The organism is Mycobacterium genavense ATCC 51234 (assembly GCF_000526915.1).
GTDB classification, from domain to species: Bacteria; Actinomycetota; Actinomycetes; order Mycobacteriales; family Mycobacteriaceae; genus Mycobacterium; species Mycobacterium genavense.
Genome location: NZ_JAGZ01000001.1, coordinates 141800 through 156877 on the forward strand (window position 1 = coordinate 141800; position 15078 = coordinate 156877).

Consider the following 15078-nt stretch of genomic DNA (forward strand, 5'->3'; position numbering starts at 1 on the left):
AGAGTATGGGGCCATTTGACGACGGCCGGCGTCGTGCCGCCGAACTGGAGGCATACCAGGCGCTCTGGAACCTATGGCGCTCCTCGCGGCGAGCGAGCATCGAGAACTGGGAGTCGGCGTGCGAGATGCTGGAGAACTACTACACCGTCAGCAAAGCCCGCGAGAACGCCGAAACCTGCGCGATGCGGATCCACTACCTCGAGATCGCCGAACCGGTGCCGCGGCTGGCGGACTTTGTCCAGCCGCCGGGCTATGATCGGCCGTTCGATGCCGAGCGGCAGCTGGGGCATGCCCGCTACCAGTACCAGCTGGCCCGCCGCCGGCACCCGGTGCGCGAGCAACAACGTTTGAGAGAACTCGAGACCACCAAGGCGCTCTATGCGGCGGTGCAGGCCGCCGAAGCCCGTGCCAAGGCCGCCGAGCTGGCCCGCCGGCGCGAAAGGCAGCTCAGTTGCTAGCCCAAAGGTGTCGTGCTGGAAAGCGATATCTACAACATCGACGGAGTGGCCGCCCAGGTCGAGGCACAGAACGCGAAAATCGAGTTCGAAATTGCCGCGCTGACCGGTCTGCTGCGAGCGGGCTTGCGGCAGCTGCCCGACGCGTCGACGGCGGCGCCGGACCAGTTGGCCGCCCAGGTCGAATCCGTCCTGACGGCAATGCCGTTGCCGTGTGGCATCACCCCGAAGGCCACCGTCGAGTACGCGCCGGCGGCGCGCCAATTGGCGGTCGAATACCAACTGCCCACGGTGGCCGTCGTCCCGGCTGCCAAGGCGTACCGGTATATCAAGAGCCGCGAGACGGTGGTCGAGACGGCGCGACCGGCGGGGCAGGTAAAGCGTTGTACGCCACCACCATTGCCCAGCTGACTCTGCTATCGCTGGCGACCGTCTTCGCGCTCGACGACGAGGACCATGTCGAGGTGGTGACCTTCCACGGCGTCGTCGAAACACCGTATCCGAGCACCGGTCAACCGACCCGACCGTGTTTGATCAGGGTGCGGGTCGACGCGAAAACCTTCGCCGGGATCGACCTCGGCGGCGCCGATCCGTCCGTGTCCCTGAACCGTCTCTCGGCGCTGGTGTCGCCGAATCCGGCAGCGTATGTCCCGGTGCAGTCGGCCGGGTGATCAGCCGTAGGCGTCCCACCAGGTCCGTAGGCGTCCCACCAGGTGTGTAGGTCCTCGACGGTGGCGGGGTCGCCCGCGACGTCGCTGAGCATGAGCTTTTCGTCGTTGGTCCAGATCACGTCGGGGCGCCCATTGTAGGTGCCGCACGCGATCAAACCCGCCGTCTCGTTGGGGGTTTGGTCGTAGTGCCAGCTCACCGGCGAGGCGCCCTCCCCGGGGCAGTTCACCAGGCTGACGTTGGCGATGGCGTCGGTGAAGGACTTCTTGAGCCGGTCCGGGGTGGGAAACAGGCCGTAGGTGGCCTTGCTGGGGCCGCCGGGTTGAGTGTTCTGCCCGCACGATACCATCGCCACCGCGTTGGTCCAGATGCTGCCCGATTCGGGTGTGGCCGGCGTGCAGGTGCCGGCCAGGTAGCCCGGCGGTAGCAGGCTGATCAGCCGCGCCTGGTCCGGGTTGGGACCCGGGCTGGACGGCGCCGTGGTCTTCACGCCGCCCGCCCTGGGCGGTTGCTGCGGGGAGGCGGACGGTTTGAGCGACAGCCAGATGCCCACCGCTGCGATGGCGACGACGACAGCCGCGCCGGCCGCGACCAGGAGCGGCCAGCGACCGCGGTTGCCCGGTGTTGCCGGCCGATCCGATCCGGCGGGACTCCGCTGTTCGGCGGTTGGCGGCGCGCCGCTGTCCACGAGTGTCGGCGGCGGCGGTGGCGGGCTGTCCGGTTCGGTGGCGGGCCCGGCCGAGTCCAGCGGGTTGTATCGCGTGTGTGGTGCGGCAGCCGCCGCGTTCGGCGCGGCGTCCGGTGGCCTCACGGAGGTTTCGCTGCGGCGCAGGATGGTTGCGGCACGGTCGCGCTCCGGCCGGGACAGCGCATCGTGTGCGGCCTCCACCAGATCGCCGGCGGTGGCGTAGCGCTCGATCGGATTCTTGGCCATGCCGCCGGCGATCACGGCGTCGAAGCCTTGTCCACGCCCGAGCCGTGCGCGCTGGGGAGCGGGATCGGTTCCATCATGTGCGAAGTGACCAGCACGCCCGTGCTGTCTGCGGGATACGGCGGCGCCCCGGTCAGGCATTCGTACAGCACACACGCCAGCGCGTACACGTCGGCGCGGGGAGTCACCTCGTCACTCGAAAACCGTTCGGGTGCCATGTTTTTCCGGGTCCCCACCGCAGTGCCCAGCTGGGTGAGCTTCTCGTCGGTTTTCGCGCTGGCGATGCCGAAGTCGACGAGATAGGCGAAGTCGTTGCGGGTGATAAGAATGTTCTGCGGCTTGACGTCGCGGTGCGTCACCCCGGCGGTGTGCGCGGCATCCAGTGCGGCAGCGACCTGGAGGATGATGGCCACCGCGCGCGGCGGGGCCAACGGCCCCTCCTGCTCGAGCAGGGTGCCCAGGTCGATGCCCTCGATCAGGCGCATCTCCAGATAGAGTTGCCCGTCGATTTCGCCGTAGTCGTGGATGGGAACCACGTGGGGCTCCAGCAGCCGGTCGGTGATGCGGGCCTCGCGCTCCATCCGCTTGCGAAACACCGGGTCTTGGCTGTACGCGTGCGACATCAGCTTGAGCGCCACCGTCCACTGTTTGACCGTGTGTTCGGCTGCGTAGACCTCGCCCATGCCGCCGCGGCCCAGCAGCCGTTTGAGGTGGTAGGGGCCGAACATCGTCCCCAACCGCGAGCCCTGCGGCCCCGGTCATCGCTGACTCCTATTCACGGTCTGGCAACCACGACGGTCGAGCCCGACCACTGTCATCGCTCGAAAACTACAACATCGTGGGGACGCATGCGTGCTCGTGCTACCGGTCGCCGGCGCCGGTCGATGACTTTCAGCCAGCACCGGCGTGGGCGCTCCGCGAGACGTGTTCCGGCGCAGCATCTTCCGGTAAAGCCACGCTCAGCGGTGTGCGAGCGCGAGGATCTGGGGCAACGCCTCCCGGGCCGCGGCGCGGCCGGCCTCGCGGGCCTGGTCGATCTGATGGAACTCCAGCAGCCCGACGCCGCGGGTGCTGGGCCGGATCACGACGTCGGCTTGGGCCAGTGTCGCGGCGGCGGCCAGCCCGCTGCCCATCATCATCGTGCGTATCAGGGTTTCGCCGATCCCGGGAACTTTTGGGGGACCGTTGAATTCGGTGGTGGACACCGTCGCGTCGCCGCCGAATCCGACCGCGACCGCGATCAGCGGGCCCTCGGTACTCGACAGCGTCGAGACGGGAAGGTTGTCGAGCACCCCGCCGTCGACGTGCAGTGTGCCGCCATAGACGTAGGGCGGGAAGATACCCGGTAGCCGCAGCGAACACCCGACGGCGTCGGCAATCGGGTCCCGGCGATGCACGACGGTGCGCCGCCCCAGCAGATCGACGCTGACACAGCGGAACTCTTTGGGCAGTTCCTCGATCAACCGCTCGCCGTAGGCGCGACGCAACAGCGCGGGAATGCGCCGCCCACGGGTCAGCCCCTTCACCGGTACGGTGTAGTCCCGGATCGGGTTGGTGCGAATGAAGTATTCGTACACGTAAGCGTCGACGCCCGCCGCGTCCAGCCCGCTGGCCGCCAGCGCCGCGACGATCGCACCCATGCTGGTGCCGGCGAACCGGTCGACGACGACCCCGGCGGCTTCCAGCTCTTCGAGCACCCCGACAAGGCGCGCGGCCAGCGGCCGCAAATCGTCGGCCGAACCATCGGAGTGCAGCGTCAAAACCGAGCGCGGCGTGATCAGCTGTTCCCAGGCGCGTCGGTGCTCTCGGTCGGCGGGTGGCCCGGCCAGCACCAGGTCGGCGCCGGTGGCGCGCTCGGGCAGTGGATCGACGGGCGGCGCCGGTGTACCCGACACGAGCACGATCCGGTCCGCCACGCGCAGGCAGAAGTCCCGCCATTCGGCGTCGTCGACCGCCGCCTGCAACACCACCTTGTCCGCGGCCCGCTCGGCGCGCTCCAGCCCACCGCGGTCGACGCGGCCGGGCCGCACCGCGCGGACGTAACCCGACAGCAGGTGCACCAATTCGTGGGCCACCATCGTCACCGGCGCGTCGGTGTCGACGCCGACCACCGCGATGACCACGTCGCAGGAGGTCAGACTCGACGTCGCCGGCGGCGGTGACTGATGCAGGCGGGTGGCCAGCTCACGCACCAACGCACCGAGCACCCGGACATCGGCGATGCTGTCGAACTGGGACTTGGTCAGCCGGATCAGGGTGGAGTCGCGCACCGCGCGGATGGCCGCGGACCGGGGTGCGCCGGTGAGCAGTCCCAGCTCGCCGATCACCTCGCCGCGGCCCAGGTCGCGGATCGCGACGCCCTGTTGCACCGCCTGCAGGCGGCCGTGACACACCACGTACAGGGAGTCGGCGGCGTCGCCCTCGTGAAAGAGATACGAGCCGGCCGTGAGGTCTACCTCCTCGGCGCTGGCTGGCAGGTCGGCCAGAGCGTCGGCGTCCAGGCCGGGGAACAGCGGCAGGCTCTCCAGCAGATCTTCATCGCGGTGGTCGACCGCCAGCACCTGCTCGTGCCGCGCGACCGCCGTTGCGTGCGAACGCGGTTCGACTTTCGGTGGCGGCTTGGCAACAACGGGGGCAGTGGCGACCTGACCGGTGCGGCCCAGGAACAGCGCTCCGACGGCCACGGCCACAAAGCAGACCGCGGCCATCGCCCAGCCGCGGCGCAGCGCCTCGGCGGCCCCACCGCGCGCCGGTGTGCCGATCAGGACGACCAGCAGCACGATTCCGATGACGGCGCCGAGTTGGCGGCAGCTGCTGACCACCGCCGACGCGGTCGCGTAGCTGCCGCCCTTGGGCACCCGGGCCAGGGCGGCACTGCCCAGCAGCGGCAGGGTGGCGCCCACCCCGAGTCCCTGCAGCAGCTGCCCGGGCAGCCACTCGCGCACGAAGTTGGGATGCGTCCCGACGCGCTGCATGTACCAGAGGAGGCTGCCCAGATCAGGGCGCCGACGAAGACGATCGTGCGATGGCCGCGCCGGTCGGCGATCTTGCCCAGCACCGCCGCCACGACGGCGGCGACCAGTGCCGCGGGGGCGACCGCGAGGCCGGTCTCGAGCAGGTTGTATCCCCACGTAGTTCAGGAACAGCACGTGCGTGAGCAGGTAGCCGTAGAAGCCGGCACCCGCGGTGATCGTCAGGACGTTTCCCGCGACGAAGGACTGCACCCGCAGTAGGCGGGCTCGATCAGCGGTGCCGGATGGAATCGGGAGCTCAGCACGAAGCCGGCCAGGGCGACGGCCGCGGTCACGAACGACCCGATCGTGCCGGCACTGGACCAGCCCCAGTCCGGCCCCTTGATCAAACCGAGGGTCAACAGGCCGAGCGCGGCGGCGAGCAGCAGCGCCCCACGCAGGTCGGGCACGCGCCGCTGTCCGGGCGAGCGGCTCTCGACCAACTCGCGGCGAGCCACCACCACCGCGACGACGCCGAGCGGCACGTTCACCAAAAACGCCCAGCGCCAATCGGACACCTGCACGATCGCCCCGCCGATCGGCGGGCCCAGACCCGACGCAATCGCGGCCGCGGCGCCCCACAATCCCACCCCGTGCGCACGGTGCGCGACCTCGAAGCCTTCGACGACCAGAGCCAGGGAGGCCGGCACCAGCAGCGCCGCGCCGATGCCCTGCAGGACCCGGAACGCGACCAGTTGCTCGACGGTGGTGGCCAGCGCACAGAGCCACGACGCCGCCGTGAAAAGCACCACGCCCCAGATGAACATCCGTTTGCGACCGAGCAGATCGGCGAGCTTGCCCGCCGCGACCAGGAACGCCGCGAACACGATGTTGTACGCGTTGAGGACCCAGGACAGGCTGCCGATGGGATAGGTGGGGAAGGACTGCTGAATATTCGGGAATGCGACGTTGACGATCGTCGAGTCGAGGAAGGCGAGAAAGGCGCCGAACGCCGCCACCAGGAGCACGGCCATCGACGAGGGCTGGCGGCGCACGGTGAGCGGGCCCAGCGATTGACGCGTGGTCTTCGTATTACCGTTCGTGGCAGCCTTTTCCGTTGCCCTCTTGTCGGTGGCGCCGGATAGGCCCTGCGCACGGGATGTTCCGAGATCCATGATTGACCCCTGGGGTAAAGCCGGCGGGCGGCTCAGTCGACTTGTCGGATGGGCATTTCCGCGGTGGACTCGGCACTGCCACCCGAATCAGACCCGGTTCTCCCCGGTAACGTCGTCGAGTCGCCGGTCGGGTCGCGGCCGAGGACCGGAAATACGGTCTCTTTCCCGCTGCGCCCCTTGAGCTCGACTTCCTCGCCCTCACCCCACGCGAATTGTGACTCGACGGTGCGGCGTACCCCGCTGGTCACCATCACCGACGCGCGCCCTTGGCACCCGGCCAGGCCGGCCAGTCGGAACGCCACGTTGGTGGAGTCGCCGATCACCGCCTCGACCGATCTGGTCATCGCCGCCAGCGCGACCCGGCCGACGACCACGCCCCAGCCCATCCGGATGGGCGCGCCGTCCGGGCTGCGCAACGGCAGTCGTGGTCCGAGCTCGCCGACCAGCCGGTTGGCGGCGAGCGAGAAATCGATCGCCCGTTCGGCGGCATCCGGGAACCTGTTGGCCTCCCAGATCGCGAATATCGCATCGCCGGCGTAATGGTGCAGCGTGCCGTGATGGGCGTGCAACACGTCGCCCACCTCATGCCACAACGTGTGCAGGCTTTGCGCGATGACCTCTTCTTCGGTCACCTCGGAGATCGTCGAGTAATTGATGATGTCGCCGACCACCATCACCATGGCGGCCTGGCTGATTCGGGTCAGCCCCGGCGCCATCGCGGCGTTGACGGCGGTGAAGCGCTCCGAGCGGAAGGTGAATGCCGCATCGGCGATCCGGATCTCGTCACCGGGCTGGATCCGACGCGGAACCGCTCGCTCCAACCGCATGCCGTTGAGCAGGGTCCCGTTGGTGCTGGTGTGGATCACGAAAGCCTGATCCGCGACGGCATCCAACCGGATTTCGAGATGGGTCCGGGAGATTTCGGGATCGCGGATCACCAGTCTGCGTGACTCGCTGATCCGCGCGCATTCACGGCCGATGAACAACTGATCAACGATCGGCACCCGGTACTCGACGCCGCTGTCCTGCAAGACGAGATACGCCAGCGGCCTGCCAGGCTGCTGCCCTGGCAGCTCCATGAAGGAAGTCATGCTTGCCTCGCTGCTCGCCGTGTCAGACCGCCCAACTGAAAGTCGGTTAATGCCAATGCTCCTCCGCAGTGACGACGTCGCCGCGGTCTCATGGCACGCTGTCATGGGCCGGAGTATGGCGCCAGTCCGCCAATCGTCACCCATACGCTGCCTTTCCCGGTGAATAAGCTCGCCGCGATCCCGCTGACTCGCTGGTCCTTCGAGCTCAACGGCTGTCCTTCGTGCCGGCGATTGGTGACGCTGCGGACATTACCGGAAACCGCCCCGGCGGGTTCGGAAATCTTGAAATGGCCTACATGTGCGAAATCGGGGGTAAATGGCTGGTTAATCAACGATGCTTTCGTCCTCGCGCCATTCGTGATTTGCTCGGGGATCGCTTCGTGGCTGGGTTGGATTCTGTCCCAAGAGAATTCGGCTGCACAACGGGCACTGTAATATTGGCTGCCGAAAGCTTCGTTGAGTCCGTGGCGTTGACAGCGGCAAACGGGGGATTGGTTTCGCGTCTGAGAGCCGGCGGAATTTTCGAAAGGCACTTGGCCGGAAGATAAGCTCCTAACCGGCACCTCAACCCTTTTGGAGTGCCGGGGAGGAAGATCATGCGTTCACCCAACCCGTTTGCCGTCCCGCGCGCCATCCATCCGTCCGATCTCGTCGTTCCATGAGTACTCGGCGGGAGTGGCGAGTCGCCGATGCGCGAAAGGCGCTGCGGAATGTCCCGATCCTGGCCGACATCGACGCCAAGCAACTCAACGACTTGGCCAGCGCGGTGGATCGCCTGCATATCCCGGCCCATGAATGGCTGTTTCGACTGGGCGAGCCGTCGGACGCCATTTACGTAATCGACTCGGGACGATTCGCCGCCGTCGGCGCCGATGGACAGGTGATCCGCGAGATGGCGGCCGGCGACTCCGTCGGCGACCTCGGGGTGATTTCCGGCACCGAACGCTCGGCCGGTGTTCAAGCGCTGCGTGACGGCGTGGTCTGGCGGATTGCCGGCGAGATCTTCAGCGAGGTGCTCGCCAGCACCCCGCAGCTGCAGTTGGCGATGGTCAAGGCGATGGCGAGGATGCTGCGCGACTCGCGGTCGGCGAACATCTCTTCGGCGCCGCGGGTCATCGGTGTCGTCTCGACCGGCTACGCGCTCGCGGCACCGGTCGTCGACGCGATCGCGACCCGGCTGGGCGCGTTCGGTTCGATCGCCGTGGTCGCGCCGCCCGCCGAAAGAACCGCCGCGGTCACGGCGCACGCCGAACTCGTCGAGGCGTTCGCGGAAACCCTCGACCGGGCCGAGCGCAGCCACGATTGGGTGCTGGTGGTGGCCGACCGGGGATCGGGCGAGCTGTGGCGGCGATACGTTGTCGCGCAAAGCGATCGACTCGTGGTTCTGGTGGACCAAGCCCAGCCGCCGGCCGAGCTCGATCGGCTGGACACCGAAGGCCACGTGCACCTGATCACGCTGACCGAAGCCGATACCAGTTGGTGGGATCTGCTGGAGCCGGTCTCGCATCATCCCGGCGACACCGACGGAATCGCCGCCGTGGCCCGCAGAATCGCCGGCCGGTCCTTCGGGCTGGTGCTCGCGGGTGGCGGCGCGCGGGGGCTGGCACATTTCGGCGTTTACGAGGAGCTCACGCGGGCCGGCATCGTCATCGACCGCTTTGGCGGCACGAGTGCCGGCGCCATCGCCGCGGCGGCCTTCGCGCAGGGGATGACGGCCGACGAGGCGACGGACGCGGCGTACCGATTCGTCGGAAGCACCAGTCCACTCGGCGATTACACGGTCCCCGCGATCGCGCTGACCCGGGGAACGCGCATCGAGCGCTTGCTCGACGAGGTCTTCGGCAGCACGGTGATCGAGCATCTGCCGAAGGGTTTCTTCTCGGTCTCCGCGGACATGATCACCGGCGAGCAGATCGTGCATCGTCGGGGATCGCTGGCGCTCGCGGTCCGCGCGTCGATCTCGATCCCGGGCCTCATTCCGCCGGTGCAGCATGACCAGCGCCTGCTCATCGACGGCGGATTGTTGAACAACCTGCCGGCCGACGTGATGTGCGCCGACGGCGACGGCGAAGTCATCTGCGTCGATCTGCGACGAAAGTTCCTGCCGTCCAAGAATTTTGGATTGCTGCCTGCCATCGTTCAGCCGCCGGGGTTCGTCCGGCGGCTACTCACCGGAACCGATGTCGCGCTGCCGCCGCTGCAAGAGACCCTGCTGCGCACCGTCGACCTTGCGGCCTCCACCGGCAACCTGCACGAGCTGCCCCGGATCGCGGCCATCGTCGAGCCGGATATCTCGACGATCGGTCCGCTGGATTTCAAGAAGATCGATGCCGCGGTGGAAGCCGGACGGATCGCGACGCGGACTGTGCTGGAAGCGCATCCGCACCTGGTCGGGACGACTGCCGATCCTCAAGTCGCGAACATGATCTGACGGTCTGACGCGCGGACTATCCGAGCAGCTTGGTCAACCAGGTCGCGTCTTGGTAGTTGATGGACTTGTTGCCGTCCCAGACGAACGGTGTGCCAGAGGCATTCAACCCGGCCAGCGTCGTGTCGCCGGCATCGGCCTTGGCCTTGGCCGTCGCCAGGTCGTCACCCGCTTTGATGCAGTTGATCGCGTCGGCGTCGACGCCGACCGTCTTGGCCAGTTGCGCGAGCTCGCCGTCGGTTCGATCCTCGGGGGCGCCTTCGGCCGGCTGGAAGTTGTTGGCGAATATCCCCGAATAGAAGCTCATGTAGAGCTTCGGGTCGTTCTGGGCCGCGACACAGTACGTCGCCGCCACCGCGCGGGTCGAGTAGTTCTTGCTGTGCGATTTGTCGTCGAGGAAATTCAGCAGGTGGTAGCGCACGGCGAGTTTCTTGTTGTTGACCGCGGTTTCGATGTCGCCGGCATTCGACCGGATGAAGCTGCCGCAGGGTGGGCACATGGGTTCGTTGAAGATGTCGATGGTGGTCGGTGCCGCGGAGCTGCCCACCAAGACACCGTCGTCGAGGACGCGCAGCTCGACCGCGTCGGGCGCCGCGGACGGTTTCGGCGAGGACGAGCGCCAGGGCTGGGCGACCAGCAGCACCGCACTCACCAGCGCCACCACGACGAAAGCCGCGAGGCCGACCCACAGCCACGCGTTGCGTCCGCGCCGCGGTGCCGGCTGTGCCCAACCCGTCCCGACGCCGGACCCCTCGCCCCAGCCGGTGACGCCGGGCCAGCCCGCGCTCGGCGGAGCGGGCATCCCGGTTCCCGACGGAGGCCAGCCCGTGGGCTGGTTCGCCGTCGCAGGGGGAGTGGCCGCGAAACCGATGGGCGCCTGGCCCGCGAACACGGCCGGCAGTTCGGCAGCCTGGCTGCGTTGCAAGATGTCGGTCGCCCGGTCCCTGATCGGGCGTGGCCAGGGCGGCGTACGCGGCCGCCGACAGATCGCCGCAGGTGGCGTACCGGTCCAGCGGGTCCTTGGCCATGCCGCGCGCGATCACCTGGTCGAAGGCCGCCGGAATACCGGGCCGGGTGACGCTGGGCCGTGGGATCGGCTGGTGCAGGTGCGCGCTCATCACGCTGACCTGATCGCCCTTGTACGGCGGAGATCCGGTCAGGCACTCGTACAGGACGCAGGCCAGGGCATAGATGTCGGCGCGGTAAGTGACCTCGGTGTCGCTGAACCGTTCCGGAGCCATGTACTTGAAGGTGCCGACCGTGGTGCCGAACTGCGTGAGCTTCTCGTCGGAGGTGGCGCTGGCGATCCCGAAGTCGACCAGGTACGCGAAGTCGTCCTTACTGACCAGGATGTTCTCCGGTTTGACGTCGCGATGTGTGATACCGGCCGCGTGCGCGGCGTCGAGCGCAGCGCCAATCTGGCGCACGATTGCCACCGCGCGCGGCGGCGTCAGCGGTCCGTACCGGCTCAGGATCATGGCCGCGTCCAGGCCGTCGATCAAACGCATGTCCACGAAGAGCTGGCCGTCGATCTCGCCGTAGTCGTGAATCGGGACGACGTGGGGTTCCTGCAGCCGGCCCGCGGTGCGGGCCTCGCGTTGCATGCGGGTGCGGAACACCGGATCGCTGGACAGCGTCTGCGACATCAGCTTCAGGGCGACGACGCGCTCCCGGATCGTGTCCTCGGCCTCGTAGGCGTCGCCCATCCCGCCGCGACCCACCAGCCGTCGCAGCAGATAGGGCCCGAATTGCGAGCCCTCCCGCGAACCCGCGGTGTCACCCATCGCCTACTCCTCTGTGCTAGGCATAAGGCTAATAGTTTGGGGCAACCGGGGGCCCGGTGAACAGAAAGAATGCCAGCTAATTCCGCAATGCGCCCGACCGGGACGGAAAACGCGCGCGGCCGGCCGTCGGTCAGTGACATTCCTCGTCGCCGGCGTGGCGTTCGCCAAGGCCTTCTCGCGACAGCGCCCGGAGGAATCCATAGGCGTGCATCCCGGCGGTACCGGGATTGTTAACGATCCATTCGTTGATGTTTCCCAGCGCGGTGGCCAACTGGTCGCGTTTGATCCGCACCAAGTAGGTCTTTCGCTCGTCGTCGGGATCGTCGCTGGAGTTGGCCACCGCGACAGGGTTTTTGAACGCGTACGCGATGCCGTGCACCGCATCGTGGTTAAGGGCCCAGCGAAGTTCGTTGGGCCGCAGTCCGTTCACCGCGATGTTGCGGTAGCCGCCGTCGTCGTCGTCTGAATTGCTCACTTGGCCGATGGTCCTCTTCCGGAAGTGCGAGAAGATAGCCGGAGGTGGCCGCAACGTGATGTCGCACAGGCAATTCGACGACCGTTTGAACGTGTGTCACCGCACCGAAACCTGACGCCTACTCGGGATTTGCGTCGCCACATCAACCCACCGTGACACAGCACCGCGGACGGCGCCATCGCAGCAGATCCGCGCCGGAACCGCCAGGCAACCGTGATCAGCGGCGATACTTCAAGAACAGATAGTCGTCGCAGACCAGCGCGTGGTCGAGTCGCAACGCGGCCGGCAGCGCCAATCGCGATGGCTGTCGGCGATGACCCACCGGCTGGCAGGCGGCGAGCTTGGGGGCCAGCGTTACGCAGACCTCCACGACGACATCGGCGTCCACGAGTTCGTCGAACAGTGTCGGTCCACCCTCGCAGAGCACCCGGGACAGCCCGTGCGCGTGCAGCAGCGCAATCGCCTGGGTGACGTCGACGGTGTCCTCGCCGGCCACCAGCACCCCGCAGCGTTGATCGCCGCTGCGATCGTGAAGCGCCGCGGACTGCGCGCAGGTCACCAACAGCGGCGGCTGGCTCGGGTCGCTGACCAGCCGGGTCGGCAGTCGGCCGGTTTGGCTGACCACCGCGATCGGGGGCGGTTTGCTCTTCCCGGCGCGCTGCCGCTCGGCTTGCTGCGTCTCGCTAAGCTGCACCGGGCCGTAATTCTCCGCGCGTGCGGTGGCGGCGCCGACCAGTACGACGTCGGCGAATGTACGCAGGGTTTTCAGCAATTCCTGGTCGGTCCGACTCGACAGCGGCCCGGCGCGACCGCCGAATACGGCCGCACCGTCGGCGCTGTAGATCATGTTGGCGCGCACCCCGTCCGGGGGCTCGGCGTAGAACGACGCGAGCTCGGCGATGTCGCGGACCGTGCCGACGCGAGGGGAATCCCGCACCGGGTCCGACTGCTTGCGGTGTTGCTCGGACGCCGTCATGCCTCGTGGCCCGGGTCCAGCGAGCGGACATCGTCAAAGGACACCCATTGCTCCTCTTCGCTCGGCGGGTCGCCACTTAACGGTTCGAGCAGGTGCCCGACATGATCACCCAGGGAAACGCGATCGAGGATCCGGCCGACGAACCAGGCGGCCGCATCGTCGAGGATGGGTAACTGCGCCGGGCCGCGATGCCACCGGCAACGGTCGAATTTGTTGGTCTCGTCGCCGGTCTGGCTGCCGAACAGTTCGACGAGGTCGATGTGCTCGATATCGAACACATGTATTGCCAGATGCGTTGCGTCGGCGGCGATGCGGAAGGTGTGGTTTTGCGGGGACAGGCCCACCAAGAAACGCGGGGGACGGATGCTGGCCTGGCAGGCGAAGCCGACCAAGCAGCCCGCGGTGATGCCGTTGGATTGCGTGGTGACGACGAACATCGGGTAGTTGAGCAGCGCCACCAACTTTTCGAACGCACTGACTCCCGGCTCGCTCACCCGCTTTCTATTCCCATTCGGTGCGATTTGGAATCACATCTCCCATTCGGTGCGATTTGGAATCACATCGCGCCCAACGGCGGCCGACTGCGCGGTTCCGGCTGCTCAGCAGGGCCGAGACTCCCGGTTCTTGCGGCATTGCCGGTGAATCACCAGACTTTCACGCGCACAGACTTTCACGCGCACAGGCGATTAGCGCAGCGGGTCGTTTGCCCGCACCCCGCGATACATGCCCCAGCGGACCAGCCCCGGCATCACGATTCGTCGCACCGATCAGGCGGGCAGCCGGAATGCCTGGCCGGTGGGCAGGAAGACCTCCAGCCCATCGGCCTGGATCCCCACCAGTGAGCCCCAGCGTCGTCCCGGTGTGCGATAGGTGCGCAGCCGCCGGCCGTTGAATTCGGCACGGATGTTGTGCGCCACCAAGGAATCCCCGCGATTGCGCGCCGAACTGCGCAGCGGATCGCTGGCCGCGACGTCCCCGACGGCGAAAACCCCGCGATGGCCGGCACTTCCAGCTCGGGCGACACGCGGACGAAGCCGTGTTCGTCGAGCAGTTCGGGCGGTAACCAGCCGGTGTTGGGTCGGACCTGGCCGATCGCCCAGAGCACGGCGTCCGCGGTGGCCGGTGGTTGCCCGGTGCTCCAGCTGACGGGCTCACTGGTGATCTCCCGCCCGGCGCAGCCGTTGGCGAGCACCGCGCGGTGCCCGGGGTGCACGCCCACACCCAGCTCGACGAGCCGCGCCTGGATCCGCTTCCAGGCCCGGGGGTGGTAGCCGCGCAACGCGGCTTCGCCGGGGAAGTACAGGTCAATCCGTTTGTCCGGCCAGGTGGTTGCCATGTTCACCGCGCTGCTGACCGCCGCCGCGCCGCCACCGACGACGATCACCGAGTTGGCGCCGGCCAGTCGGTTGTGCGCGGCGTGCAGGTCGGCGCCGATCTCGGCGGCCGACTGCATGGTCGGTTGACGCCAGAACCCGTTCGTCACCCCGGTGCAGATCACCAGCGCGTCGAATTCCTCGGCGATCGTCGTGCCATCGCCGCGGTGGCCGAACACGGTGCGAGACGCCAGGTCCACGCCGGTCAAGGTGGCCTGGACCGTGCGCACGCGATCCAAACCGCGGAACCGGTCGAACGGAATCCAGTAGTCGCGCGCCCAATCGCCGGGGCGTGCGATCCGCACCCCGAGTTCCTGACCACTGACCAGCGCGGGCTTGGCCGAGATGCCGACGACGTCGGCGTGCCTGGCCAGCCGGATGGCGGTCAGCAACCCGACGTCTCCCAGCCCCGCAACCACGACGCGTTTGCGCGGCGCCACTACACCGAGCTCGTTTTCTGCTGCAAGGGTTTTCCGTGACCTGAGACGGACGCGGCCGGCGTTGGAATCCATGCGGGCCTCCTCGCCTGAACCGCCCGGCGGCCAGGGGATCGCCGCCCGGAATCGGCAAACTGTAACACGTTCTATTGGGCCCTTCGTGCGGAGCGGGCCGTGCGGGCGGTTGGGCGGTTGGGCGGTTGGGCGGTTGGGCGGTTGGGCGGAACCCCGGCGCCGCACGCGAATTGGCGGTCCACCGAGCCGATCGGCACCGCGTTCGACTCCCGGATCGCGGCGCCGGGCCGGCGTCGCGACCTTAACGTCTGCCACACC

General features: G+C 67.8%; 7 protein-coding genes and 4 pseudogenes. 3 read left to right on the forward strand and 8 right to left on the reverse strand.

Annotated elements, in window-relative coordinates; genetic code table 11:
- Nucleotides 1-5: 5 nt before the first annotated feature.
- Complete coding sequence (locus tag T428_RS24690; protein WP_036466767.1) at nt 6-458, forward strand: hypothetical protein; 453 nt, start codon at nt 6-8, stop codon at nt 456-458.
- A gap of 12 nt (nt 459-470) precedes the next feature.
- A complete protein-coding gene (locus tag T428_RS0100635) occupies nt 471-866 on the forward strand; it encodes a hypothetical protein (protein ID WP_025734963.1) in 396 nt (131 codons plus the stop codon).
- Between the two features lie 283 nt (nt 867-1149).
- Here T428_RS0100635 and T428_RS24695 read toward each other — a convergent pair.
- The 3 genes and pseudogenes from T428_RS24695 to T428_RS24705 all read right to left on the reverse strand — a co-directional run.
- Nucleotides 1150-2783, reverse strand: a pseudogene (locus T428_RS24695) (serine/threonine-protein kinase); the annotation flags it as partial.
- 231 nt (nt 2784-3014) lie between these two features.
- A pseudogene (locus T428_RS24700) lies at nt 3015-6040 on the reverse strand (MFS transporter).
- Between the two features lie 173 nt (nt 6041-6213).
- Complete coding sequence (locus T428_RS24705) at nt 6214-7272, reverse strand: adenylate/guanylate cyclase domain-containing protein (protein WP_245604678.1); 1059 nt, start codon at nt 7270-7272, stop codon at nt 6214-6216.
- 658 nt (nt 7273-7930) lie between these two features.
- On the opposite strand from T428_RS24705, the gene T428_RS0100660 reads away from it, so the two are divergent.
- Nucleotides 7931-9703, forward strand: coding sequence for a patatin-like phospholipase family protein (locus T428_RS0100660; protein ID WP_025734965.1), 1773 nt, complete (start codon nt 7931-7933; stop codon nt 9701-9703).
- Nucleotides 9704-9719: 16 nt separating this feature from the next.
- On the opposite strand, the pseudogene T428_RS24710 reads toward T428_RS0100660, so the two are convergent.
- The 5 genes and pseudogenes from T428_RS24710 to T428_RS24715 all read right to left on the reverse strand — a co-directional run bounded on the left by T428_RS24710 (nt 9720) and on the right by T428_RS24715 (nt 14748).
- Nucleotides 9720-11484, reverse strand: a pseudogene (locus tag T428_RS24710) (serine/threonine protein kinase PknE).
- Between the two features lie 130 nt (nt 11485-11614).
- A complete protein-coding gene (locus T428_RS0100670; protein WP_025734966.1) occupies nt 11615-11959 on the reverse strand; it encodes a hypothetical protein in 345 nt (114 codons plus the stop codon).
- A 217-nt stretch (nt 11960-12176) separates the two neighbouring features.
- Nucleotides 12177-12896: a pyrimidine reductase family protein gene (locus T428_RS0100680; RefSeq protein ID WP_025734967.1), complete on the reverse strand. Its 720-nt coding sequence runs from the start codon at nt 12894-12896 to the stop codon at nt 12177-12179.
- A gap of 35 nt (nt 12897-12931) precedes the next feature.
- Nucleotides 12932-13372 (reverse strand): flavin reductase family protein, encoded by a 441-nt coding sequence (locus tag T428_RS0100685; protein ID WP_425411983.1) that lies wholly within the window; start codon nt 13370-13372, stop codon nt 12932-12934.
- 249 nt (nt 13373-13621) lie between these two features.
- A pseudogene (locus tag T428_RS24715) lies at nt 13622-14748 on the reverse strand (FAD-dependent oxidoreductase).
- Nucleotides 14749-15078 lie beyond the last annotated feature (330 nt).

Coding starts and splice junctions, on each gene's coding strand:
- T428_RS24690 (WP_036466767.1), top strand. CDS start 6: ATGGGGCCATTTGACGACGGCCGGCGTCGTGCCGCCGAACTGGAGGCA.
- T428_RS24705 (WP_245604678.1), bottom strand. CDS start 7,272: ATGACTTCCTTCATGGAGCTGCCAGGGCAGCAGCCTGGCAGGCCGCTG.
- T428_RS0100660 (WP_025734965.1), top strand. CDS start 7,931: ATGAGTACTCGGCGGGAGTGGCGAGTCGCCGATGCGCGAAAGGCGCTG.
- T428_RS0100685 (WP_425411983.1), bottom strand. CDS start 13,372: ATGTTCGTCGTCACCACGCAATCCAACGGCATCACCGCGGGCTGCTTG.